This is a genomic window from Collinsella sp. CM84Y_54 (genome assembly GCF_036317945.1).
Lineage (GTDB): Bacteria > Actinomycetota > Coriobacteriia > Coriobacteriales > Coriobacteriaceae > Collinsella.
In genome coordinates, this window is record NZ_JAWQCX010000003.1 from 193,545 (window position 1) to 216,762 (window position 23,218).

Below are 23,218 nucleotides of genomic sequence, written 5' to 3' on the forward strand. Positions count from 1 at the left end.
TTTCCCGCCGACCGCCCCTTCTTCCTCATCTCCAAAACCCGTGCGCTCTCCTCCGTAAAACTGGGTAGAAGAAGGCCAAAACGAAACAGCAGGAGGTCAACATGACTGCAGAAGATAAGGCAAAGAACGCCGGCAAGGTCGCGCTCGTTTTGGAGGGCGGTAGTTTTCGCGGGCAGTTTACCGCAGGCGTGCTCGACGTCCTCATGGAGGCCGGCGTCGAGATTCCGGCGGTATATGGCGTATCGGCCGGCGCCCTCAACGGCGTGAACTACAAGTCGCACCAGATCGGCCGTGCCAACCGCATCAACCTGGCTTTCTGCAACGACAACCGCTTCATGGGTGCCGCATCGTTTGCGTCCACGGGTTCTATTGTGGGCTACGACTTTATCTTCAATGATGTCCAGGACCGCCTGGATCCCTTTGACAACGTGACGTTTGATGCGAGCCCCATCGAGATGTACGCCGTCGCGACGGACATGCTCTTTGGAACTGCCGCGTACCTGCCGGTCAAAAGCGCCGTGCTCGACCTCGATGCCGTGCGCGCCTCGACGTCGCTGCCGCTGGTGACGCCGCCGGTCGAGATTGACGGGCACAAATACGTCGACGGTGGCGTAGCCGATTCGGTTCCCATCGAGCACGTGCTGGAGGAGGCGGGCTTCGATCGCGCGGTTGTCATTGTCACGCAGGACCGCTCGTACGAGAAAAAGCCCTACGAGTTTATGCCCGCCGCGCGCGCCCGCTATGCCGACTACCCCTACCTGCTCGAGGCTATCGAGACGCGCCACGACCGCTATAACATCCAGCGCATGCATCTGTGGAAGTATGAACGCGAGGGCCGCGCACTGGTCGTTGCTCCGCAAAAGCCGGTCGAGGTCGGCCACGTTGAGCACGATCCAGCAAAGCTCCTCGACCTGTATATTCAGGGCCGCCAGGAGGCAAAGCGCTTGCTGGGAGATATCGAGGCATTTGTCGAGCGCTAGTGTCGCGACGTCATGACCCATGGACGACATGTGCAGAAAGTCTGGTCAGAACCAAAATACCTGTTGACTCGGGCGGCGAGCGGGGTAATATGGACGGGTTACTTGCAGAGCCCCGTGAATCTCTGTAACAACACGTACTGTACATGGAGGAGTCTAAGTGATTTCGAAATCGACTCACTACGCCAAGCAGGGCGAGGTCCAGCGCAACTGGGTTCTCGTCGACGCCGATGGTGCTGTCCTGGGCCGTCTTGCCACCCAGATCGCAATGATTCTGCGCGGTAAGAACAAGCCCCAGTTCACGCCCAACAGCGACTGCGGCGACTTCGTTGTCGTCATCAACGCCGATAAGGTCCAGCTTACCGGTAACAAGGCCGACACGAAGACCTATTATCGCCACAGCGGCTACAACGGCGGCCTCAAGGCTGAGAGCTTCCGCCAGGCTATGGAGAAGCACCCGGAGAAGGTCATCGAGCGCGCCGTTCGCGGCATGCTGCCCAAGACCACCCTCGGCCGTGCCCAGATGACCAAGCTTAAGGTCTACGCTGGTGCCGAGCATCCGCACGCTGCCCAGAACCCCACGAAGATTGAGCTGGAGGCTTAAAGATGGCTGAGAACACCGTCGTCTACCAGGGTACCGGCCGTCGTAAGAACGCCGTCGCCCGCGTCCGTCTCGTCCCCGGCACCGGCAAGGTGACCATCAACAAGCGTGACGCCGAGCAGTATTTCGGCCGTCATCAGCTCGTTGAGAACGCCCTTGCTCCCTTCAAGGTGACCGACACCGCCGGTCAGTTCGACGTTATCGCTCTGTGCGATGGCGGCGGCATCTCCGGTCAGTCCGGCGCTCTGCGCCTGGGCATCGCTCGCGCTCTTCTGAACGCTGGCGACTACCGTGCTGACCTCAAGAAGGCCGGTTTCCTTACGCGCGATGCTCGCGTGGTCGAGCGCAAGAAGTACGGCCTCAAGAAGGCTCGCCGCGCTCCCCAGTTCTCCAAGCGCTAAGGTTTTATCTCCTTACGAGATACAATGTACAAGCGGGGCCTGCCGATTGCTCGGCGGGTCCCGCTTTTCTTTTTCGACTAGGGTGGGCGACTGCGTTTTGCCCACTTGGGAAGGAGCGATCCTATGCCCCAGAACATCTTCGGAACCGACGGCGTCCGTGGCGTCGCCAACGCCGACCTCTCGTGCGACCTCGCGTTTCGCCTTGGCCGTGCGGCGACCAAGTTTCTTGGTCCGGACATTTGCATCGGCCGTGACACACGTCTTTCGGGCACCATGCTCGAGAGTGCTCTGACCGCCGGCATTATGGCCGAGGGCGGCCGCCCGCACTGCTGCGGCGTTATCCCTACGCCGGCCGTGGCGCTGCTCACCGTCCAGAACGAGCTCGACGGCGGCATCGTCATCTCAGCTTCGCACAATCCGCCGGAGTTCAACGGCATCAAGTTCTTTAGCCGCAAGGGCATGAAGCTCCCCGATGCTGTCGAGGAAGAGATCAGCGCTTGGGTCATGTCCGAGGAGGCCATGGCTGCCGATACGCTGCCGACCGGTGCCGGCGTGGGTCACATCATCAAGATGAAGGACGCTCGCAAGGCATATGTCGACCACGCTATCAGCACCCTCGACGGCCTTAAACTCGACGGCCTGGTTGTTGCCGTCGACTGCGGCCACGGCGCTTCTTGCCAGACCACGCCCGCAGCGCTGCAGCGCCTGGGGGCTACGGTGCATGCCATCAACACCGATTACTGCGGCACCGACATTAACGTCGAGTGCGGCTCCACTCACCTTGAGCCCCTGCGCGAGCTCGTGCTGCGCACTCACGCCGATATCGGCCTGGCCCACGATGGCGATGCCGATCGCGTGCTGTTCGTGGACAGCGAGGGCAACGAGATCGATGGCGACTACATCCTGGCCATCTGCGGCTCCGACCTGGCCGCTCGCGGCAAGCTCGCCAACTCCGAGATTGTCTCGACCGTTATGTGCAACCTGGGCTTCTCCATCGCCATGAAGGAGCAGGGCTTTGAGATGGTCCAGACCGCCGTGGGCGACCGCTATGTTCTTGAGCGTATGCTCGAGGACGGTGCCGTCATCGGCGGCGAGCAGTCCGGCCACATCATCTTCCTGGAGCACAACACCACCGGTGACGGTTTGGTGACGGCCCTGCAGCTTCTGGCCGTGCTCAAGCGCACCGGCCGCACCCTCACCGACCTTGCCGGCATCATGAAGAAGTACCCGCAGGTGCTCGTCAACGTGCATTCGGACAACAAGGCCGGCCTGGACGATTGTCAGCCCATTTGGGACGCTGTCGCTGCTGCCGAGAAGGAGCTCGACGGTCGCGGCCGCATCTTGGTGCGCCCGAGTGGCACCGAGCCGCTGGTTCGCGTTATGGCCGAGGCCGAGACGCACGAGCTGACCCAGCGTGTGGTTGACGACATCGTCGAGGTTGTCAAGCGCGAACTTCCTTAATGGTCAAAAACCAGTGCCAAGTGGTAAACTAGCAAGACTGTATTTGATTATTGGTATGTCCAAGGGGGAGCATGTTCACTAAAGTCCTAAGGTCTTTTGGTATGCGTGGTCGAGTCCTTACGCTGGATGCTCCCATCTCGGGCGACGTCATTCCGCTTTCCGAGGTAAACGATCAGACGTTTGCCACCGGCCTTTTGGGTCAGGGCGTGGCGATTCAGCCCACGGGCACGCGTGTAATCGCGCCGGCTGACGCTAAGGTCGAGGCGATTTTTCCCACGGGTCATGCCGTTGCGCTTAACACGGTTGATGGCCTGGACGTTCTGATTCACGTTGGCCTGGACACCGTTCAGCTCGAGGGCAAGCACTTTACCGTGCATGCGCAAGTGGGCGACATCGTCCATAAGGGCGATGTACTCATCGAGTTCGATCGCGAGGCAATTGCTGCCGAGGGCTACGATGTGACGGTTCCCATCTTGGTGTGCAACTCCGTTGAGTTTTCGAGCATCAAGGGTTCCGTCGGAGAGCACGTCGAGGAGATGGACCAGCTTATCGTCGCTCGCGAGCGTTAGTTGGTGCTTTTGGCCTTTAGCCTACAATTCAAACACGTTTGCGGAGGGCGCCCTTGAAAGAGGACGCCCTCCGTGGCAAGATGGGAAATGTCCGAGGCTAAACAGCTTTGGGTCACCGTGGACGGGCAGGGGCCTCGACGCGGGTAGACACGAGACGCATACATTACGCGACCTCGCCCTGGTGGCCGCACACGTTGGTTGCGGCCGACGCGGGCCGCGGGCAAGCGCTTGTAAGGGGAGCCTTGCCTCTCTTGTACGAGAAAGGACGCGTAATGAAGATCATTAAAGCTAAAGACTACGAGGATATGAGCCGCAAGGCCGCTAATATCATCTCGGCCCAGGTTATCCTCAAGCCCGATTGCGTGCTGGGTCTTGCCACCGGCTCCACCCCGATTGGCGCCTACAAGCAGCTCGCCGCTTGGTACGAGAAGGGTGACGTCGACTTTGCCGAGGTCAGCACCTACAACCTCGACGAGTATCGTGGCCTTTCACACGACGATCCTCAGAGCTATCACTACTTCATGCGCGAGAACTTCTTCGATCACATCAACATCGATTTGAACAAGACGCACGTGCCCGATGGCTCCAACCCCGACGCCGCTGCGGCCTGCTCTGAGTACGACAAGATCGTCGCTGCTGCCGGTTACCCGGATCTGCAGCTGCTCGGCATTGGCAACAACGGTCACATTGGCTTCAACGAGCCCGATGACCACTTCTCCAAGGGTACGCACTGTGTCGACCTGACCGAGAGCACCATTCAGGCCAACAGCCGCCTGTTCGACAGCATCGATGATGTGCCCCGTCAGGCTTACACCATGGGCACCCAGACCATCATGTATGCCCGCATGATCCTGGTTGTCGCCAACGGCGAGGCCAAGGCTCAGGCTGTGCACGATATGTGCTATGGCCCGGTTACGCCCAAGTGCCCGGCTTCGATCCTGCAGCTGCACACCAACTGCGTCGTCGTTGCTGACGAGGCCGCTCTTTCGCTCTGCGAGTAACGCGACCAAGCGATCTTACATAGCTTTTCAAAAGGCCCTCGCTTTGCGGGGGCCTTTTTAGTGGACATAGGCCTTGGCACATGCATGACGGAAACCTTGCCGCATGCTTGACTGGACGGTTTGAAATTTTGCAATTCATTCTATAGCAGATTCTATGCACATTTGCCACTATAGAGTCGCGGGCGGTAGCGAGGAATAGGCGAGTTGCGCAACTCAAATAAAAACAGCCGACTGCGCTACACTGCAAATTGGATGGGACATGCTGGCAAGCGCATTGACCTGCGCAAAGACCTATTGGTCGGGGGATAAATTACCATCGGGCCTCGCTGTACAAAAACTTGCCAAACACGTACCGGCAGACAACCAAAAACTCTAAGTCGCGCTATTCACGGGGTGACTCATATGGTCCTGCAGCTACGGTGTCCATATGGTCGAGTTGAGGAGCAAGCATGGTAAACGATCTGGGCAATACAGACGACCTCGAGTTGATGCCGACGGGCGGCGGCTATATGGTGCGGCGCGATCGCTTGATGAACGAGCTCATCGTTAAAGGGCGCAAGGCGGGAATCGTTTTGCTCTACGCGCCCGACGGGTTTGGTAAGACGTCGGTGCTGCTGCAATACGTGCAGGAGGTTAAATCGGATCCCACGCGAGGGCCGGTTCGGATTATCGAGGCTGACCGCGCGATTGGACGCGAGCTCTTTATGCAGCTCGAGGTTGTCGCCGATGAGCTTAAGGACAAACCTCATTCGCTCGTTGCGATCGACAACGTGCCCAATCTCGAGCAGCGCGAAACCGAGGATCTCATCGATCGAATCCGCAGCTTACGTGCTACGGGGACGGGGGTCTTTATTGCCTGCCGCCCCTCCAACCGATTGCTTATCCACGGGCTGGGCGATTCGGTAAAAGTCAATGCGCAGATGCTTAAGGTGCACGCCTATGAGTATTCGTCATGGGCCACGGCGTTCTCGATCAGCACATCGCTCGATTTCTATCGGCTCACGCAGGGTGTGCCAGAGCTGGTATCTGCCTTGCAGACGGGAATGTATGGACAGGGCGATGTTGCCGGGTTGCTCGAGAACGAAATCGTCAACGTGTACGGTGCGGCGCTGGTCGATCTCGCATCGCTCGAGAACAACCTGTTGTTTACCGTTGCCTGCTTGATGGTACTGATGGGCGAGGGCCGCATAGCGGAGCTAGAGGCGTGCGGTGTGAGGCTTTCGATGGTCGACCAGTCCATCTTTGTGCGCGATTATCCGATTTTTGGCGTGGATTCGTCTGATCGCACCTTTAGGTGTTTGGGCGCTAAGGACAATGCGCGCCTGAGGCTGCGAAAGCTTGTTGCCGAGATCCGTCCCGAACTTGTATCGCGGGCTGCTCGCATTTTGATCAAGGCGAGCCGATGCGATTTGGCTATGGACCTGGCCGACGCGTTCTTGGACCGCCGTGTGGTGTTGGAGCTAGCCGGGCAGTATGGGGCCGATCTTGCCCTGACCGGGCATGGAGGGGACATTTGCCGTGCAGCATCGGCGATGATCAAGGCAGATAAGCAGGAGCAAGAGCCGACAGCCGCCGAGGCGCTCGGCGTGTATCTGGCGGCTGTCAGCGTGTGCAATACAAAGCTGGCAAGGTATATGGCGTCCGTTATCGAACGTGCGGGTGATCAGGCGGCGCGCGAGCTCGACCCCGCTACCTGGAAAATAGCCCAGGCGCTCACTATCGCCTTTTACGGCGACAATGACTTGGGGCTTCCCGCCAACCCTGTTGTGCAAGAACAGACATCCTGCGAGGTGCTCGACATGCTGTCCGCGCATATCGAGGTCAAGCGCCACCTAACCGAGCGAGCGGGAGACGGCGATGTTCTCGCGAAGCTCAAGGCGTGCAAAGCCTATGATTGCGAGCTCGACATCGCGGGGATTCTCATACAGGCCGACCATATGCTGCTGGAGTTGTTCGACGGCTCGTTTGCTAAACCCGACGAGCGCGATGACAAGATGACGCAGATACTCGAGGCGCTCGATATCCGCGGGCTTAAGGCGCCATCCATATGGCTGCGTATGGTGCTGGCGGCGCGGCGTCTGCTCGCGGGCTTGCCCGTGACCGACGATGTGGCGTTTGGCGAGCTCGACCGCTTTGCGGTGCGTGTTCGCGACAATCAAATTCAACTGTTTGGGCTATTGCTGGAGGGTTGGCAATCGCTGGCGGAGGGACGGCCGGTCAACGCGAAGTTCCGCGCGGTCCAGGTGCTCAAGCTCGCTGATGAATCGATTGCGTACATGCGCGAAAACGCATTGTTGCTGGAACGTGTGGCGTATCTGCGCAATACGTCGCTGGTATCGGTTCGCGAAGAGGCAGAGCTGCTCGACATTAGTAAGACGCAGGTCGGTGGCTCAGAAGCCTGGATCGTGGCGCTGCATCTGGCCGCTGCGGGCCGCGATAGCGATCTTGCTGCCTGGATGTCTATGAATCGCTCGGGGATTTTAGACCCATCGTATCGGCTTTTTGCGCGTCTTGCGATGCATTGCCTGGGCGAGCCTGCCGTCAGGATTCGCAAGAAGCTTCCGGTGCGTGAGCTGTCGCGGTATTCACTACGCGATGACTTTGAGGGCGAAAGCGAGCACCTGTTCCAGGCGGGCGAGGTTGAGGCTGTCGATACCATCGGCCATATTGAGATGCGCATGTTTGGCGCGTTTCGCGCCGAGCGCGACGGTTTCCCCATCACGGATAAGATGTGGCGTCGCAAAAAGGCGGCAACACTTGCCGAACGTCTTGCGCTGGGTATGGATGCCATGGTCGACCGCGAGACAATCGCCATGGAGTTGTGGCCCCATGCCGAGTTTAACGCCGCGCGCAACAATCTGTATTCGACGGTATCGCGCTTGCGCTCGGCTTTGGGTCCAACGCCAGATGGAAAGTCGTGCGTGGTCATCCAAAACGAGTGCATTGGGCTCAACGGCGACTACGTTAAGACCGATGTAAGGCTCTTTGACCAGCTGAGCCGTGAGATCTTGGGAAACCGTATGGGTGCGAGAGGCCCTCACCTGGTTGAGCTATGTCTTAAGGTTGAGCAACTCTACGCGGGCCCGCTATATGTTCCCACCGGTTGCAACCCCACGTTCTTTACGCGCATGCGCCGCATTATGCAATCCAAGTACATCGACTGCATGATTAGGGGAGCGAATGCCGCTCTCGAGGAAAATGACCTGCAATCGGCAATTTGGCTCGTGGAATCGGGGCTTCGCCAAGAGACGGCGCGCGAGGACATGGTTCGCTGCGCCATGCGCGTTTACGGCGCGGCTGGACGACGCCGCGATGTTGTTGAGCTGTACAGCGGCCATATGCACCACCTGAGAGAACAGGTTCAAGGCGTGCCCGAGCCCGAGACAAGGCGTCTGTATGAGCGCCTGGTCGAAGGCAGACTCAAGCGCGTGCTTGTCGAGCGATAAAAAACGGGCGTCCGAATCAATCGGACGCCCGCAGGCTACTCGGTATGGCCAGTCGGTTTTAGACGAGCTTGATCTTCTCGATATCCTTGCGCGAGGACTCGCGATACAGCGAGAACTTGCGGCCGATAACCTGAACGACGTCGGCGTGGCAGCGCTCAGCGAGCTCCTCGGCGGCCTCGCGGGCAGAAAGGCTGGAGCCGTCCAGCACGGAGCACTTAACGAGCTCGTGTTTCTCCAGGTAGGCAACCGTCTGCTCGACGGTGCCCTCGTTGACATCGGACTTACCGATGATGATGGCGGGGTTGAGGTGATGGGCCATGCTGCGAAGCTGCTTGACCTGGGCTCCTGTCAGTGCCATGGGTTCTCGCTTTCTATGTATGGGGCGCCCCGCAATGGGGCCTTAATCTACGTGAGCTGTCCCACGATAGCGCAGGAACGGCGTGGTGTGGAGCGCGTTTGCCCAGTTCGCAAAGAATGCGGATGCTGGACGGGTAGACGATGCGGGCTTTAGATGGGCTACGGGCGGGGTACGGAGACCGGCTCCCAGGCGATAAACGCCCATCGGACTTTGCGGATGTGGTCGAGCATGTAGCGTCCCTGCGGTACGCCCTTGGATCCCGGCTCGCCGGCATGGGGGTTCTCGATCATGTGGTGGGCGATATAGTCGCGCAGGCGGTCGATCTTGTCTTCGTTGCCATGCTCGAGCATGCGAGAATAGTCCGCTACGCCCGCCTCAAGACTATCGAAGGTGTCGCGGCGGGGCGATTCAAAATACGTGACCTGTGGCAGTGCACCCATCTGAATAAGGATGTTAAAGGCGTACACAAAACCATTGCTGCAGGTAATCGAGGCGCCGATGGCATTCATCAAGTGCAGGTCACAACGCGGGCTCGAGTTGGCGACCATCGTAACGGCACAACGCCGACGAGCCGTTCGATCAAGCTTGGCAAGTGCCCCCTTCAGGTCGTTCGTAGTAACCGAGCGACTCGCAAAGGCAACATCAACAGCCTTGGCAACCGGCCCAACCAGATCCCAATCATCATCCCAGGCAAGCTCAAGGGGCGTAATAAGATCCTCGAGCCCGTAATACTCAATGCCGGCATCAAGGGTGCCCAACATGGCAGGAGAGAAGTCGGCAGCAATCACGGAATGTCCAGCCTGAGCAAGCGGGATAGCAATCGACCCAGCCCCACACCCCATATCCAGCACCGACTCACCAGGCTCAAGAGCCAGCAGTTTTATAAAATCTCGAGCATACGGGGCAGTCTCCAATGGCCGAAAATGTCGAGCGCGCTTATCCCACTCAAAAGAATCATCAGCCCGATGCCGAGCGGCCTGCAGACGCATCCATTCGCCATTCCAATCAGCGGAAAGCAACTCAGAACGAGCATCCCCATCAGCCACGGGCCAACCTCCTAGCAACAAAAAAGCGACTCCCCCAAAAGAAGAGCCGCAACAAGCATATATCAGAAAAAGAACCGATCCAACGCCAAACTGCCATACCAGCAAAGTAGGGCAGAAGCGAAGCGAATGCCAAAGGGATAGAACTCAACCGAGGTCCCGTTGTGCGGGAGCCCCGTCGCCGGGCGGCAGACATATAAGGTCGATCGCGAGTTCCGCACGAGCCGGAGAGCACTAAATGTGCTCTCCGTGCGAGTCAGGACTGTCCGAGCAGGCGACCTTATATGTCTGCCGCCCGGCGACGGGGCTCCTCGCCCGAACCCCTCAGCTAGTTCTTCAGCGAGTTCAGCGGCGCTGGGAAACGTCCACCGCGGTGGGCAAGCACGGTGCCGGCGTTGGGGTTCACCGGCATGATGGGTGCACGGCCAAACAGGCCACCGTACTCGACGCAGTCGCCCACGCCCTTGCCGATGGCGGGAATCACGCGCACGGCCGTGGTCTTGTTGTTGATGACGCCGATGGCCATCTCGTCGGCGATGATGCCGGCGATGGTCTCGACCGGGGTGTCGCCGGGGATGGCGATCATGTCCAGGCCGACGGAGCACACGCAGGTCATGGCCTCGAGTTTCTCGAGCGAAAGCGCGCCGGCCTCGACGGCGGCGATCATGCCAGCATCCTCGGACACGGGGATAAAGGCGCCCGAGAGGCCACCGACGCTGGAACTGGCCATGACGCCGCCCTTCTTGACGGCATCGTTGAGCATGGCGAGCGCGCAGGTCGTGCCGGGGCCACCGCAGGTGCCCACGCCGATGATCTCGAGGATGCGCGCGACGGAGTCGCCGATGGCGGGCGTGGGGGCCAGCGACAGGTCGACAATGCCCTTCTCGACACCCAGGCGATGGGCGGCCTCGCGGCTCATGAGTTCGCCGGCGCGGGTGATCTTAAAGGCGGTCTGTTTAATCTTCTCGGCGACTTCCATCATCGAGGCGGAATCGGGCAGCGTCTCCAGGGCTGCGGCCATAACGCCGGGGCCCGAGACGCCTACGTTGATGACGGCGTCGGCCTCGCCACCGCCGTGGACGGCGCCCGCCATAAACGGGGAGTCCTCGACCATATTGGCAAAGCAGACAAACTTGGAGGCGCCGACGGAATCCTGGTCGGCCGTGAGTTTAGCAGCATCGATGATGGTCTGCGCAGCCATGAGTACGGCGTCCATGTTGATGCCGGCACGCAGGCTGGCGACGTTGACGCTGGAGCAGACGCGACTCGTGGTGGCGAGCGCCTGCGGGATGGACTGGATGACGCGGCGGTCGGCGTCGCCGATGCCCTTCTGGACGAGTGCGGAGAAGCCACCCAGGTAGTCGATGCCGAGGGTCTCGGCCGCGCGGTCGAGGGCATGCGCGATGGGGGTGAGGTCCTCATCCTTGCAGCAAGCGGCGATCTGCGCCACCGGGGTGACGGAGACGCGCTTGTTGACGATGGGGATACCGTACTCGCGCTCGAGGTTCTCGGCGGTCTCGACCAAGTGCTCAGCCGTGTGCGTCACGTGGTCGTAGATCTTCGTGCACATGCGGTCGAGGTTCTCGTCACCGCAACCCATGAGCGAAACACCCATGGTGATGGTCCTGATGTCGAGGTTCTGCTCCTCAACCATGCCGCGGGTTTCCGCGATTTCTGCAGGCGTGATCGCCATCCTTGCGCTCCTATCTGCCAAAACGAGCATAGTCCCTTTTATTCTAACGTGCCGCACACGTCTCGTGGCGCGTGCGGCACGTTTTGGTGCGGGGTTGTTTCCGTTGTGTTACTGCCCAAAGACCTCTTCGGCGATGCGCGCGCTCTCGGCGGCATCCTTGGCGTAGTAGTCCGCGCCGATCTGCTTGGCGTATTCGGGGGTGAGTACGGCGCCGCCTACGATGATCTTGACGCCTGGCACCTCGGCATGAAGCAGCTTGATGGTCTCCTCCATGGCGACGACCGTGGTAGTCATAAGCGCCGAGAGACCGACGAGCTTGATGTCACGCTCCTGTACGGTCTTGAGTACCTCTTGTGGGTCGACGTCGCGGCCTAGGTCAAAGACGGTGTAGCCGTAGTTGTCGAGCAGCATCTTGACGATGTTCTTACCGATGTCGTGGATGTCGCCCTTGACGGTGGCCACGCAGATCTTGCCCTTGTCGGCAATCTCGCCGGCGGGCATCAGGCGCTTGATGGTGTCAAAGCCCACGCGTGCGGCCTCGGCCGAGGCCATGAGCTGCGGCAAGAAGAACTTGCCCTGGTCAAAGAGGACGCCAACCTCGTCGAGGGCGGGGATAAAGTGATTGTTGATGAGGTCCATGGCGTCGTGATCTGCCAGCAGACGCTCGGTCTCGGCCGCGATCTCGCCTTTGCGGCCCGAGACGACCATGCGACGGATCGGGTCGTCGTTTCCGTCGGTGCCGGCGGTGCCAGCAGCGGGCGCGGCGTCGGTCGATACCGCCTGGGCCGCCGCCGGGTTAGCGGCGATCTTGTACGGATCGGTCCAGCCGGCGTAGCGCTCGATGTATCCGGTCGAGCCCTCGTCCTCAACGCTCAAGACGCGATAGCTGTAGACGGTATCCATAAAGCGCTTGGAACCCGGGTTCATGATGGGGGCGTCCAGACCTGCACCAAAGGCGGCGGCCAAAAAGACCGAGCCCAGCAGCGGGCGGGCGGGCAGGCCAAAGCTGATGTTCGACACGCCGAGTGCGCATTTGACGCCCAGGCGCTCCTTGCACAGGGACATGGCGCGCAGGATCTGTTCGGCCTGGCGTTGATTGGTCGAGGCAGTCATGACCAGACAGTCGATGAGGATGCGGTCCGGGCCGATACCGTAGCGGGCGGCCTCGGCCACGATGCGCTCGGCGATGGCGAAGCGAGCTTCGGCGGTATCGGGGATGCCGCCTTCATCGAGCGTGAGGCCGACGACGTTGGTGCCGTAATGGGCGACCAGCGGAAAGATCTCATCCATGATCTGCTGTTTGCCATTGACCGAGTTGATGATGGGCTTGCCTGCGTAGCGGCGCACAGCGGCCTCGACGGCTGCGGGATCGGTGGAGTCGATCTGCAGCGGCAGGAGCGTGGAGCCCTGGAGCTGTTCAGTCGCCTGTTGGATGATCTTGACCTCGTCAATCTCGGGCAGGCCCACGTTGACGTCCAGGATGTCGGCGCCCTGTTCCTGCTGGCTGATGCCCTGGCTCACAACGTAGTCCAGGTCGCCGTCGCGCAGGGCCTGCTGCAGGCGCTTTTTGCCGGTGGGATTGATGCGCTCGCCGATGACGGCGATCTTGTGGCCGTCGCAGGGAAGGTCCACGACCGTCTGGGCGCTCGTGACCGACATGCTGGGCTTGCGGTGGCGCGGGCTGGGCGTGTGATTGTCGATAAGCGTGCGCAGGGCGGCCATGTGCGCCGGCGTGGTTCCACAGCAGCCGCCCACAACGCTCACGCCGTCCTCGATCATGCCGGCGACAGCCTCGGCGTACTCGGGGGCCTGGATATCAAAGACGGTGTTACCGTCGTCGTCCACGTGGGGGAGTCCCGCATTAGCCTGCACCATAACGGGCTTGTCGGTAACGGTGAGCATACGTGCGGCAAGCCCTCGGAGCTCGGCCGGTCCCTGGCTGCAGTTAATGCCCAGGACGTCGGCGCCGATGGCATCGAGCGTGATGGCGGCCACCTCGGGGCTTGTGCCCAGGAACGTGCGACCGTCTTCCTCAAAGGTCATGGTGGCAAAGACGGGCAGGTCGGAGTTTTCGCGGCAGGCGAGGACGGCAGCCTTGATCTCGGCCAGGTCGGTCATGGTCTCGATGATAAAGAGGTCCACACCCGCGGCGACGCCAGCGCGCACCTCCTCGGCAAAGAGGTCATAGGCCTCGTCGAAGCTGAGGGTACCCAAGGGGCGAAGCAGCGCGCCGATGGGGCCGATGTCGCCGGCGACATAGTGGGCACCGGCCGCTCGGGCGCAGGTGACGGCCGCGGCAAAGACATCTGCCACGGTGGCGGCGCCATCGAGCTTGTGCGCGTTGGCGCCAAAGGTGTTGGCGGTGATCACGTCACAGCCGGCCTCGACGTACTGACGCTGAATATCGGTAATGACCTGGGGCTCCTCAAAGTTGAGCAACTCGGGCAGGGCGCCGGCCTTCATGCCGGCAGCCTGCAGCATGGTGCCCATGCCGCCGTCGAACAGCAGGTGCCCCGTGCCCTCGATGGCGGCGCGCAGACGATCGTCCTTAATGCGAAGGTCTTCAAACGTGCGCGTCTTGTATGCAGCGCCATTACGGCGTGCGGCATCAACAGGCGCCGCCAGCGCGGCACCGTCCAGATCATGAGTGATAAGCGGGGTAAACATCGATGGCTCCTAATGGCTGGAATAGCAGGTGGTGTGGGCGGCGCGGAAGCGGCAGTGCTCGCGCATGCGGCAGATATTGCAGGTAGGGCGGCTCTGGGCGTCGTGGACCTCGCCATCAAACAGGCCGATCACCGCGGTCACGCTCTTGGTGGGCATGAGCAGGCTGGTGGGGGTGACGGTAAGCCCGATGAGCCGCGTGGTGTTGAGTGCGGCCACGATCGAGCGCTGTGCCGTAAGCGGGCAGTCGCCGTAGCCGGGGCTAAAGCGCCAGTTACCGGCGAGTCCGTGTGCGGTGGCCGCAGCCTTGACCTGCTGGTCCATCTGCTCGACGGCGGCTTCTACATAGGCAGAGCATGCGGCGTCGAGCACGGCTCCCTCTAGGGGCTGCTGGGCTCCCGTGGTGCGCAGACGACGCTCGGCGTCCATGCCGAGGGTGCATGCCATGAGCGCGGCAAAGCGGGCGTCTTTGAGATGGCGATAGATGTCGCGACCACGCAGCTCAACGTTGGTGCCGACCAGACGGATGCTGGGCTCTCCCTGCTCATCGACGCCCGTGGCATCGACGGCAAACACGCGGCGCACGCCACGGGGCTCAATGTCCAGTTCCAGACGCTCAACGACAAGCTCAATACGCTGCGCTAGCTCGGGTTCAATCTGCTGACCACCGTAGCCCAGATAGCGCAACATCTCGGCACGATCGACGCGGGGGCGATGGGCGGCATCGATACGATAAAGCGCCGGCGACGCAAGGTCGGCCGGCACTTCACCAAAAGCTGTATCGATGTGCGGTTTTTCCATTACCCCAGGCGCTCCATAATGGTTGCGGCGATTGCAGGACGATTCATAGTGTACAGGTGCAGACCGGCGGCGCCGTGCTCCTTAAGGTCGCAAAGCTGACGGGCAGCATAATCTACACCGGCTGCCTGCAGGCTCTCGGGGTCGTTCTCGTACTTGGCGAGAATCTTGATGACGGGGGAGGGCAGCGATGCGCCGCACATAAAGACCATGCGGCTGATCTGCGACTTGCCCATAAACGGCATGATGCCTGCGGTAATGGGCACGGTGATACCGGCCTTGTCGGCAAGCTCGCGAAAACGGTAGAAGCACTCGTTATCAAAAAAGAGCTGCGTCACAAAGAAGCTCGCGCCGGCGTCCTGTTTTTGCTTGAGGTATTCGACCGAAGTGTTGAGGTCCTCACAGGCAATGTGGCCCTCGGGGTAGGCTGCGGCGCCCACACAAAAGCCGGCGTCGACGAGCTCGGGGATGAGGTCGCGGGCGTAGGCATAGTCCGAGGCGGGCTTGTCGTCCTCGGTCGCGCCAGCGGGAAGATCACCACGCAGGGCCAGGATGTTTTCAACGCCGGCGGTGCGATACTCGTCGATCTTGGCGGCGATATCGGCGTGCGAGCGGCCCACGCAGGTAAGGTGTGCCACCGAGGGTGTATCGAATTCGCTCGTAATCATATGCGCGATGGGGGCGGTGGTGGCACCGTTGCCCGAGCCGCCGGCCGAGCAGGTGACCGAGACAAAGCTCGGCGAAAGCTTGCACAGATTGCCTGCCACCTCGCGAGCCGTGTCGAGGGTCAGCTCGCCCTTGGGCGGGAACATCTCAAACGAAATGGGCGCGGTGCCCTGGGATGCTGCCTGCTTAAAAACCTCGTCGACGCGCATATCGTGCTCCTCTAGATACGTAATAGTGTGATGTGTTGTAAGGATTCTACAGCACCACTGTGCCACGGTGGAGTTTCACTCGCTATTTGGTGATACCAATCGAAAATGCTTCGCTATCGGCATTTCCTATAACAGGGCGGTCAATGTAGGATGGGGCTATATTGAATGGTATCTGATGCGAAATACCAGTTAATAAAGCCCCATTCTACATTGACTACCCTTAAACCATGGGGAGAGGTCTGCAATTTATGCAGTTGATTGGCTGTTGAGGGTGGCAACGCCGCCTCGATAGGGTAACCTCAATGATTGGTTTCGCGACAGCAACATAACGGTAATGTCGCGGAAACACGGCGAGTCTAAGCTATGACTCGTTCGTTAGTAATCAACACCGCTTCTCACGCGGTGCCGATACGAAGGGAGTTCCGTATGGCCGAACTTACTGACCGCTTCGGGACCATGGTGTTCTCTGAGGAAGTCATGAAGGACTACCTCCCCAAGGACATTTGGAAGCGCCTTGCTGCAACCCTCGAGGGCGGTGAGCCGCTCGACCTGGATGTGGCCAACGCCGTCGCCCATGCCATGAAGGTCTGGGCCATCTCCAAGGGCGCGACGCACTACGCGCACTGGTTTCAGCCGCTTTCGGGCATTACTTCCGAGAAGCACGACAGCTTCCTGGAGCCCAACCACGACGGCACCGCCATTACCAAGTTTACGGGCAAGAACCTCATCCAGGGCGAGCCCGATGCCTCGAGCTTCCCCAACGGCGGCCTGCGTGCTACCTTCGAGGCCCGTGGCTACACCGCTTGGGACCCCACTAGCCCCGCCTTTATCAAGGACGATGTCCTGTGCATCCCCACGGCTTTCTGCTCCTACACGGGCGAGGCCCTGGACAAGAAGACCCCTCTGCTGCGCTCCATGACCGCGCTCTCGCGTGAGTCTAAGCGCGTTTTGGCGCTGTTTGGCAAGACCCCCAAGAAGGTCGTTCCTTCCGTGGGCGACGAGCAGGAGTACTTCCTGATCAAGAAGGACGCCTATCGCAAGCGCAAGGACCTGGTCATCACCGGCCGAACCCTCTTTGGTGCCGCTCCCTGCAAGGGCCAGGAGCTCGAGGAGCACTACTTTGGCGCTATCCGCCCCACCGTCTCGGCCTATATGAAGGATCTGGACGATGAGCTGTGGGCGCTTGGCATTCCCGCCAAGACCAAGCACAACGAGGTTGCTCCCTGCCAGCATGAGCTTGCACCGGTCTATGGCGAGGTCAACGAGGCCATCGACCAGAATCTGGTCATGATGGAGAAGATGAAGCTCATCGCCTCCCGCCACGACTTGGTCTGCCTGCTGCACGAGAAGCCCTTTGAGGGCATCAACGGTTCGGGCAAGCACAACAACTGGTCGCTTGGCACCGAGTCCGAGAACCTGCTCGATCCGGGCGACACCCCGCTCGACAACCTGCAGTTCATCGTCTTCCTCACCGCGGTGATCGAGGCCGTCGATAACTATCAGGAGCTCCTGCGTGCCTCCGTTGCCTCGGCCGGCAACGACCATCGTCTGGGCGCCAACGAGGCTCCTCCGGCGATTATGTCCATCTTCCTGGGCGACCAGCTTACCGAGGTCGTCGAGAAGATCATCGATGGCAAGGCTTCCGTCCATGCCACGCGCGGCGTGCTCGACCTGGGCGCCGATACCCTGCCCAAGCTGATGCAGGATAACACCGACCGCAACCGCACCTCCCCGTTTGCCTTCACCGGCAACAAGTTCGAGTTCCGTGCCTGCGGTTCCGAGCAGAACGTTTCCGACTCCAACCTGGTGCTCGATGCCGCCGTGGCCAAGTCGCTCAAGTCCTTCGCCGACGCACTCGAGGGTACGCCCGAGGATGAGTTCCAGGACGCCGCGCTCGAGTACTGCAAGAAGGTCCTGACCGACCACCAGCGTATCCTCTTCTCCGGCGATGGCTACTCCGACGAGTGGCCCATCGAGGCCGAGAAGCGCGGTCTTGCCAACAACAAGACCACGGCCGACGCCCTGCCCGCCTTTGTTTCCGATAAGGCCATTGCGCTCTTTGAGGAGACGGGTGTCCTGACCAAGGCCGAGGCCCAGTGCCGCTACGACTGCAAGCTCGAGAAGTACAACAAGCTCATGAACATCGAGGCCACAACGATGGTTCGCGAGGCGCGTCGTACCTATCGCCCGGTCATTACCGCCTATGCCACCAAGGTCGCTAAGGGCCTTGAGACTATTCGTGCCGCCGGTGCTGAGGCCGCCATGCAGTGCGAGCAGAACACGCTCAACAAGCTCTGCAACGGCATCACCACCATCAACGACTCCATCAAGGCGCTCGACGCCGTGCATCAGAAGGCCGAGGCTCTCGATGGCCAGGAGCAGGCCAACGTGTATGCACACGAGGTCGTTCCCGCTATGGATACGCTGCGCGCCGCCGTGGATGCCATGGAGGAGATCGTGGCCGCCGACTACTGGCCGGTCCCGACCTACGACGACATCCTGTTCTACGTGTAGAACGTAGCTGACATATCGTCACGGTATTGAGCCGGGGTCCGCATCGCGCGGGCCCCGGCTTTTTGATTGCGAAGGACGCTTAGGAGTCCGTTTTGCAACTGATTCGCCCACGTAATAAAGGGTCGTGGGCAAAAAACGTCAAATATGAGTACTGTCACTAAGCTAGTGCCATCTCGAAATGGCAGTTTATGCCGAGTTAGACCACATATGTCCAGGTACATAGCTGAGATTGGGCTCAATTTGGGCATCAGGTTGTTGATTTGACATCTGATTCACCATCAAAAAGGCCGAATTCGCTGTTACTAAATCGGTAACAGTACTCATATTTGCCATTTTTTGCACACGGTCCATCGGGAGATGCCGGGATCCGCACCCTGGCGAGTTCGAATCCCGGTGTTGGAGAAGAAAAAAGCCCGTCACCGCGGGGGTAACGGGCTTCTCGATTTAAATGGTGCCCCCAGCGGGATTCGAACCCGCGATATCCACCTTGAAAGAGCTGCACGCTAAAGTGCAAGCAGATAATGGCGGTTCAAAGGCGAACGTCTCAACTGGGGTTTTGATACAACGCGGTACAAAGCGCCGCAAAGTAGTACACTTCATTTTGCGGCGGTTTTGCGGCGCATTTTGCGGCGCGGCGAGTGAACGGAGATACCGCGATGCACTATACGAGCGTACGGATCAGGGAGCGCAAGGGGCGCGGACTGATTGCGGAGGCCTCATACAAGGACGAGGCAACGGGAAAGTGGCGCAAAGTCTCAACTGGTTTGGAGGCCACGGGCAAGCGTGCGGCCCAGAAAGAGGCCGAGGCGTGGCTAAGTGAGATTGAAGCCGAGTGGCAGAGGAAACAGCAGGAGGCGAGCGCCCTTACCGCGCTCGGGCTGGATGCCGACGCGCCGCTCACGGTGAGCGCCTACGTTCGCCGCTATCTGGACGGAAAGCGCCACGAGATAGAGCCGTCCACCTTCAACGGGTATACGCGCTACCTCGATAAGCAGATAACCCCGACACTGGGTGATGTGGAGCTATCCAAGCTCAACCCCGATACGGTGAGGGCGTGGGTAGCGAAGCTATCCGAGGGTTACAGTGCCGTTACCGTTCGCAAGTCGCTCACCCTGCTCAGGTCTGCCATGAACGAGGCTATTAACTCGGATCTGCTCATTAAAGACCCAACGCGCGGCGTGAAAGCGCCCAAGGGCACGAGGCCCAAGCCGAACGCGCTCACGGTCGAGGGCGTGCACACCGTCCTCGCGGTGCTCGACGCGCTCGACCTCACGCCCCAGCTGCTCGGTATCAAAATTGCCCTGTTCACTGGGATGCGAGAGGCGGAGATATGCGCCCTCAGATGGTCGAACGTGGACATTGAGCGCGGCACGCTCTACGTTGACGAGGCGTTGGGCAGGGACGGCGCGGCCTACTACCTCAAAGACGCAAAGACAACGGATAGTGCCCGATACGTCACGTTTGGCGGTGCCCTTGCCGACGATTTGAGGGCGAGGCGCGAGCGGGTGGAGGCCGATTGCCGCGCCGCTGGGGTTCCGTTCGATGAAAGGTTTTTCGTTCTCGGGGACATTCGCGGTGGGTTCCTCAGGCCCCAGTATCTGGGCAACAAGTGGCGCGAGCTAGCAGGCGCCATCGAGATAAAGGGCACTCAGGGCACGCGCCCCACGTTCCACGATCTACGCCACACGTTCGCAACCATCGCCATTGAGAGCGGCGTTGACGTAAAGGCCGTTTCCGCCATGCTTGGGCACTCGAACGCGGCTATGACGCTCAACACCTACGCCGACGCAACGCGCGAGGGCAAGCGCCGCGCCGCCCTAGCCGTTGAGAACGCGCTTACCGTGGGGGGCGGCGAGTGATGGGGGCGGGCGCCGAGGTGCTGGACGAGTTCCACACTAGGGCTATGCGTGCGGTCGAATGGGGGCGCGAGGTGGACGGGTACCGCGCGGCGTTCCCAGATGATGCGGTCAAGTGGCTCATGTCGCATGGCCTCGATATGCAGAGCCGCCCCAAGTTCGCTGACGATTCGGACGCCATTAGGCGCATATGCGAGAGATATGGCCTAAAGCAGGCGGCTGTGGCGGGGGCGTGCGGCGTAGGGCCGTCCACCGTCTCAGCATGGGCCAAGGAGCCGCACAAGGCTAAGCCCCGACACGTGCGCGAGATAATCGACCTCGCGGAGCGGTTGGGGCGTGGTGGCGAAAGCGCTCAGACGTTCAACGAGTTTGTAGCTGGGTTGCTCGATGTGCCCAGCAGGGCAAGCGGGGAGCTTACCGCCAACGAGGACAGGGCCGAGGATATAGCAGGAATAGCCGACGCGTGTTGGTATCTCACCGATACCCAGCTATCAGCCCTAACCGAGGTGGTGCGCTCAATGTTGTTGGCAAACGGTGAAGATACTGATGTTTTGTTCTCACGAGGTGATGAAATCGATTCAGTTTGGAGCCTAATCCGAGGGCACTAAACCGAACGAAATAGCTATAAAACGAACCGTAGACGCACTATCCGCGCCTACGGTTCGTTTTATGCGCCGAAAAATGAATAGCAAAATGAACGTTTCAGCATTTTCGCAGGTAAACGGCGTTGTGGACTGTTTGCGTTACGCGCGGTACAAACTGAACCAAACGCGCGCGAACGATTCGGTAACTACCTACGGAGGGGTTGCAATGTGTACTCAGGAACAGCTAGACAGGTTGGCGGCTATTGCGCAAGAGGGGCGTTTTGAGGAACTGCCCAACCCGCTATCAGCGCCCGAGGCAGCGGCGATTGCCCGTTGTTCAAAGCCAACTATCACGAGGGCGTGCAAGTCGGGCAGGCTCAAAGCCGTTAATACGGGTATGCGCTGGAAGATCAACCGTGATTCGCTGCTTGCATATGCGGCGCTTATCTAGGTGGCGGACATGAGGCCACTAAAGGCGGCGCTTGCCGCTATCAGGCATGCAGCCAACCTAGACGTTCAGGGCATGAGCCAAGCCGAAATCTCAGCGGAGTGCGACAGGTTGGCGTTCAGAACGTGCGGCATGGGCGAGGGCGCCCCTTATCGCCGCTGGGCTATGGGCAGGTTCCACGCTATAGGGCGCGAGCTGGTGCGCCGCAAGCGCCTAGGAGGTGGCGGCGATGTGGAACGAGGACATTAGGCCCGTGCCCGTGAACATGGGGAGGCTCATAACGTCGGCTCAGGCGGGCGCGGTGCTCGATCTCAGCGAGAGGGACGTTCGCCGCCTCATCCGGCAAGGGGCGCTCGACGAGGTGCGCATAGGGCGGCGCGTCTACGTAACCCGCAAGTCGGCACTCGCACTCGTGGGGGTGGACGATGGATAGCGAAAAGCGGGCAGAGTACCGCCGAGAGGTCGAGCGGCGGGCGGCGGCGCTCAGGCGCATGAGGAAGGACCGGGGCATTGCGAGCGGCAAGCCCCCGTGCGCATACGACAAGATCCAACTGCGGGACTACCTCGCGTCGCTCAGGATAGAGGACGAGGGCGAGCGGTGCGCCTACCTTGCCGCGCTCATCGACTATTGGTTCACGGGCGTGTGCCCCGATCATCTGGACGGCGTGCCCCGCGCCTATTTCGACGCAAACGCCGACCGCCTCAGCGACGCCCGCGAGGACTCGTGGCGAAAGGCCAACATGCTGCGGGACATAGACCTCACCGGGTGGCTGGAGGGCGGGAACGGCAACGTTCCCCCAGCTGGAGAGGGGGTATCACACTCCGTGTCAGACCCCGTGTCAGACGGGGTGTGCGCACAGCATAGCTATAAACTACTACCTACTAGCTATGACCTATCCGCTACTAGCCATGGGCCTATAAGCCCAATGGCTAGTAGCGAGGAGGCTACCGACTATGAGCGAGGCCCCGGCGTTTTCGAGACGGGCGAGACGTTCTTTCATGCCCCGTGCCCCGTATGCCATGAGGCGGTGAAGGCATGGATAGACGGCAGCGGGCTAATCGTTTCGAGCTGCGGCAGGCACGGCATGAAAACCGTCGGCCTGCCACCATCAGGTCTGGAGGCCGTGAGGGAGAACGGTCGAAGCTCATACGTGCTCAGGGAAAGCGGGGAGCATGGAGAGGGCTAGAGCCGCTATCCATGCCGAATGGGTGCCCGATGCCCTAAGCCGTTCACGGTGGAGCGCTACGCACACCCTCAAAGAGATCGAGGCGGCGGAGGCCGAGGCCACGGGAAAGCGTCAACGCCTCATAGCCGAGGCGCGTGAGGGCATGGAGCGGGTCAACGACCTATTGGGCGAGGCTCAGGCCACGAGGCAGAGGAAAGCTAGGAGGTGAGGCCGCTATGGGCGAGTTCGATTTTACGGGTGAGCTGGAAAAGCTCGACGATTGGAAAATGCCCGAGATGTGAGGCGGGGCGCACTGTGGGAACGGGTGCGCCCCGCTTTTCGTCTCGATCAACAACGGGGGGCGGTGTATCAACCCGCGCGGCGCGGCATATGCAGGGGTTCGGTAGGTTCGGGCGTTCCCGGCGGGGAGGGGGAACGGGCGCGTTCCCTGCTCTAACCTCGATACGGGCGAAACGGAGACAAGCCCACGAGAGGAAAGAGGCCGACATGGACGAGAACGGGAAACGCCGAACGATGCGGGGGGGGGTGCTCAGGGCGATCTATCCCCGCACGACGAGGGCGCGGGGGCGTTCTCAACGTGGCTCACGGGCGACTGCATGGAGCCGACGCTACGGGCGGGGATGATGGGCGTTTGGGTTCCTCGCATACCCGAGGTCGGGGAGATAGGGCTTTACAGGTCGCCGCCATATGGCCCGAGGACGCAACAATTAGCCCGAATTAGGGCGGTTGACGTTGATGGCGG

General features: G+C 60.6%; 20 protein-coding genes. 14 read left to right on the forward strand and 6 right to left on the reverse strand.

What is annotated here, in order from left to right; genetic code table 11:
• Positions 1-101 precede the first annotated feature (101 nt).
• From V2391_RS06025 to V2391_RS06055, 7 genes are all read left to right on the forward strand, one after another.
• A complete protein-coding gene (locus V2391_RS06025; RefSeq protein WP_118080924.1) occupies positions 102-980 on the forward strand; it encodes a patatin-like phospholipase family protein in 879 nt (292 codons plus the stop codon).
• Between the two features lie 157 nt (positions 981-1,137).
• Complete coding sequence (gene rplM, locus V2391_RS06030) at positions 1,138-1,581, forward strand: 50S ribosomal protein L13 (protein WP_022094635.1); 444 nt, start codon at positions 1,138-1,140, stop codon at positions 1,579-1,581.
• A 2-nt stretch (positions 1,582-1,583) separates the two neighbouring features.
• On the forward strand, positions 1,584-1,979 hold the full coding sequence (rpsI, locus tag V2391_RS06035; RefSeq protein ID WP_022094634.1) for a 30S ribosomal protein S9: 396 nt from the start codon (positions 1,584-1,586) through the stop codon (positions 1,977-1,979).
• Between the two features lie 123 nt (positions 1,980-2,102).
• On the forward strand, positions 2,103-3,440 hold the full coding sequence (gene glmM, locus V2391_RS06040) for a phosphoglucosamine mutase (RefSeq protein WP_329738592.1): 1,338 nt from the start codon (positions 2,103-2,105) through the stop codon (positions 3,438-3,440).
• A 71-nt stretch (positions 3,441-3,511) separates the two neighbouring features.
• Positions 3,512-4,009: a PTS sugar transporter subunit IIA gene (locus V2391_RS06045; protein WP_035136902.1), complete on the forward strand. Its 498-nt coding sequence runs from the start codon at positions 3,512-3,514 to the stop codon at positions 4,007-4,009.
• A 272-nt stretch (positions 4,010-4,281) separates the two neighbouring features.
• Positions 4,282-5,010, forward strand: a complete 729-nt coding sequence (gene nagB / locus V2391_RS06050; RefSeq protein ID WP_329738593.1) for a glucosamine-6-phosphate deaminase — start codon at positions 4,282-4,284, stop codon at positions 5,008-5,010.
• A 449-nt stretch (positions 5,011-5,459) separates the two neighbouring features.
• Positions 5,460-8,456 (forward strand): AfsR/SARP family transcriptional regulator, encoded by a 2,997-nt coding sequence (locus V2391_RS06055; RefSeq protein WP_329738594.1) that lies wholly within the window; start codon positions 5,460-5,462, stop codon positions 8,454-8,456.
• A gap of 58 nt (positions 8,457-8,514) precedes the next feature.
• On the opposite strand, the gene V2391_RS06060 is transcribed toward V2391_RS06055, so the two are convergent.
• The 6 genes from V2391_RS06060 to V2391_RS06085 form a co-directional block, all read right to left on the reverse strand.
• Complete coding sequence (locus tag V2391_RS06060; protein ID WP_117839974.1) at positions 8,515-8,814, reverse strand: YhbY family RNA-binding protein; 300 nt, start codon at positions 8,812-8,814, stop codon at positions 8,515-8,517.
• A gap of 158 nt (positions 8,815-8,972) precedes the next feature.
• Positions 8,973-9,803, reverse strand: a complete 831-nt coding sequence (locus tag V2391_RS06065; protein WP_329738767.1) for a methyltransferase domain-containing protein — start codon at positions 9,801-9,803, stop codon at positions 8,973-8,975.
• Positions 9,804-10,185: 382 nt separating this feature from the next.
• Positions 10,186-11,550: a PFL family protein gene (locus tag V2391_RS06070; RefSeq protein WP_035136908.1), complete on the reverse strand. Its 1,365-nt coding sequence runs from the start codon at positions 11,548-11,550 to the stop codon at positions 10,186-10,188.
• 108 nt (positions 11,551-11,658) lie between these two features.
• A complete protein-coding gene (locus V2391_RS06075; protein ID WP_329738595.1) occupies positions 11,659-14,217 on the reverse strand; it encodes a homocysteine S-methyltransferase family protein in 2,559 nt (852 codons plus the stop codon).
• A gap of 9 nt (positions 14,218-14,226) precedes the next feature.
• Complete coding sequence (locus V2391_RS06080) at positions 14,227-15,015, reverse strand: hypothetical protein (RefSeq protein ID WP_329738596.1); 789 nt, start codon at positions 15,013-15,015, stop codon at positions 14,227-14,229.
• Positions 15,015-15,887: a methylenetetrahydrofolate reductase gene (locus tag V2391_RS06085; protein WP_329738597.1), complete on the reverse strand. Its 873-nt coding sequence runs from the start codon at positions 15,885-15,887 to the stop codon at positions 15,015-15,017. The genes V2391_RS06080 and V2391_RS06085 overlap by 1 nt, the downstream gene beginning before the upstream one ends.
• A gap of 426 nt (positions 15,888-16,313) precedes the next feature.
• Here V2391_RS06085 and V2391_RS06090 point away from each other — a divergent pair, with 426 nt between their 5' ends.
• From V2391_RS06090 to V2391_RS06120, 7 genes are all read left to right on the forward strand, one after another.
• Complete coding sequence (locus V2391_RS06090) at positions 16,314-18,401, forward strand: glutamine synthetase III family protein (protein WP_152068617.1); 2,088 nt, start codon at positions 16,314-16,316, stop codon at positions 18,399-18,401.
• Between the two features lie 656 nt (positions 18,402-19,057).
• The gene (locus V2391_RS06095; protein ID WP_329738598.1) at positions 19,058-20,260 is read left to right on the forward strand and encodes a tyrosine-type recombinase/integrase; all 1,203 of its coding nucleotides are present in this window, start codon (positions 19,058-19,060) and stop codon (positions 20,258-20,260) included.
• 17 nt (positions 20,261-20,277) lie between these two features.
• Positions 20,278-20,865 carry a helix-turn-helix domain-containing protein gene (locus V2391_RS06100; RefSeq protein WP_329738599.1) on the forward strand — a complete coding sequence of 196 codons (588 nt, stop codon included), beginning with the start codon at positions 20,278-20,280 and terminating at the stop codon, positions 20,863-20,865.
• A gap of 202 nt (positions 20,866-21,067) precedes the next feature.
• Positions 21,068-21,292, forward strand: coding sequence for a helix-turn-helix domain-containing protein (locus V2391_RS06105; RefSeq protein WP_161115989.1), 225 nt, complete (start codon positions 21,068-21,070; stop codon positions 21,290-21,292).
• A gap of 9 nt (positions 21,293-21,301) precedes the next feature.
• Positions 21,302-21,538 carry a hypothetical protein gene (locus V2391_RS06110; protein ID WP_329738600.1) on the forward strand — a complete coding sequence of 79 codons (237 nt, stop codon included), beginning with the start codon at positions 21,302-21,304 and terminating at the stop codon, positions 21,536-21,538.
• A complete protein-coding gene (locus tag V2391_RS06115) occupies positions 21,519-21,722 on the forward strand; it encodes a helix-turn-helix domain-containing protein (RefSeq protein ID WP_329738601.1) in 204 nt (67 codons plus the stop codon). Before V2391_RS06110 ends, V2391_RS06115 begins: the two co-directional genes overlap by 20 nt.
• Positions 21,715-22,476, forward strand: a complete 762-nt coding sequence (locus tag V2391_RS06120) for a hypothetical protein (RefSeq protein WP_329738602.1) — start codon at positions 21,715-21,717, stop codon at positions 22,474-22,476. The genes V2391_RS06115 and V2391_RS06120 overlap by 8 nt, the downstream gene beginning before the upstream one ends.
• Positions 22,477-23,218 lie beyond the last annotated feature (742 nt).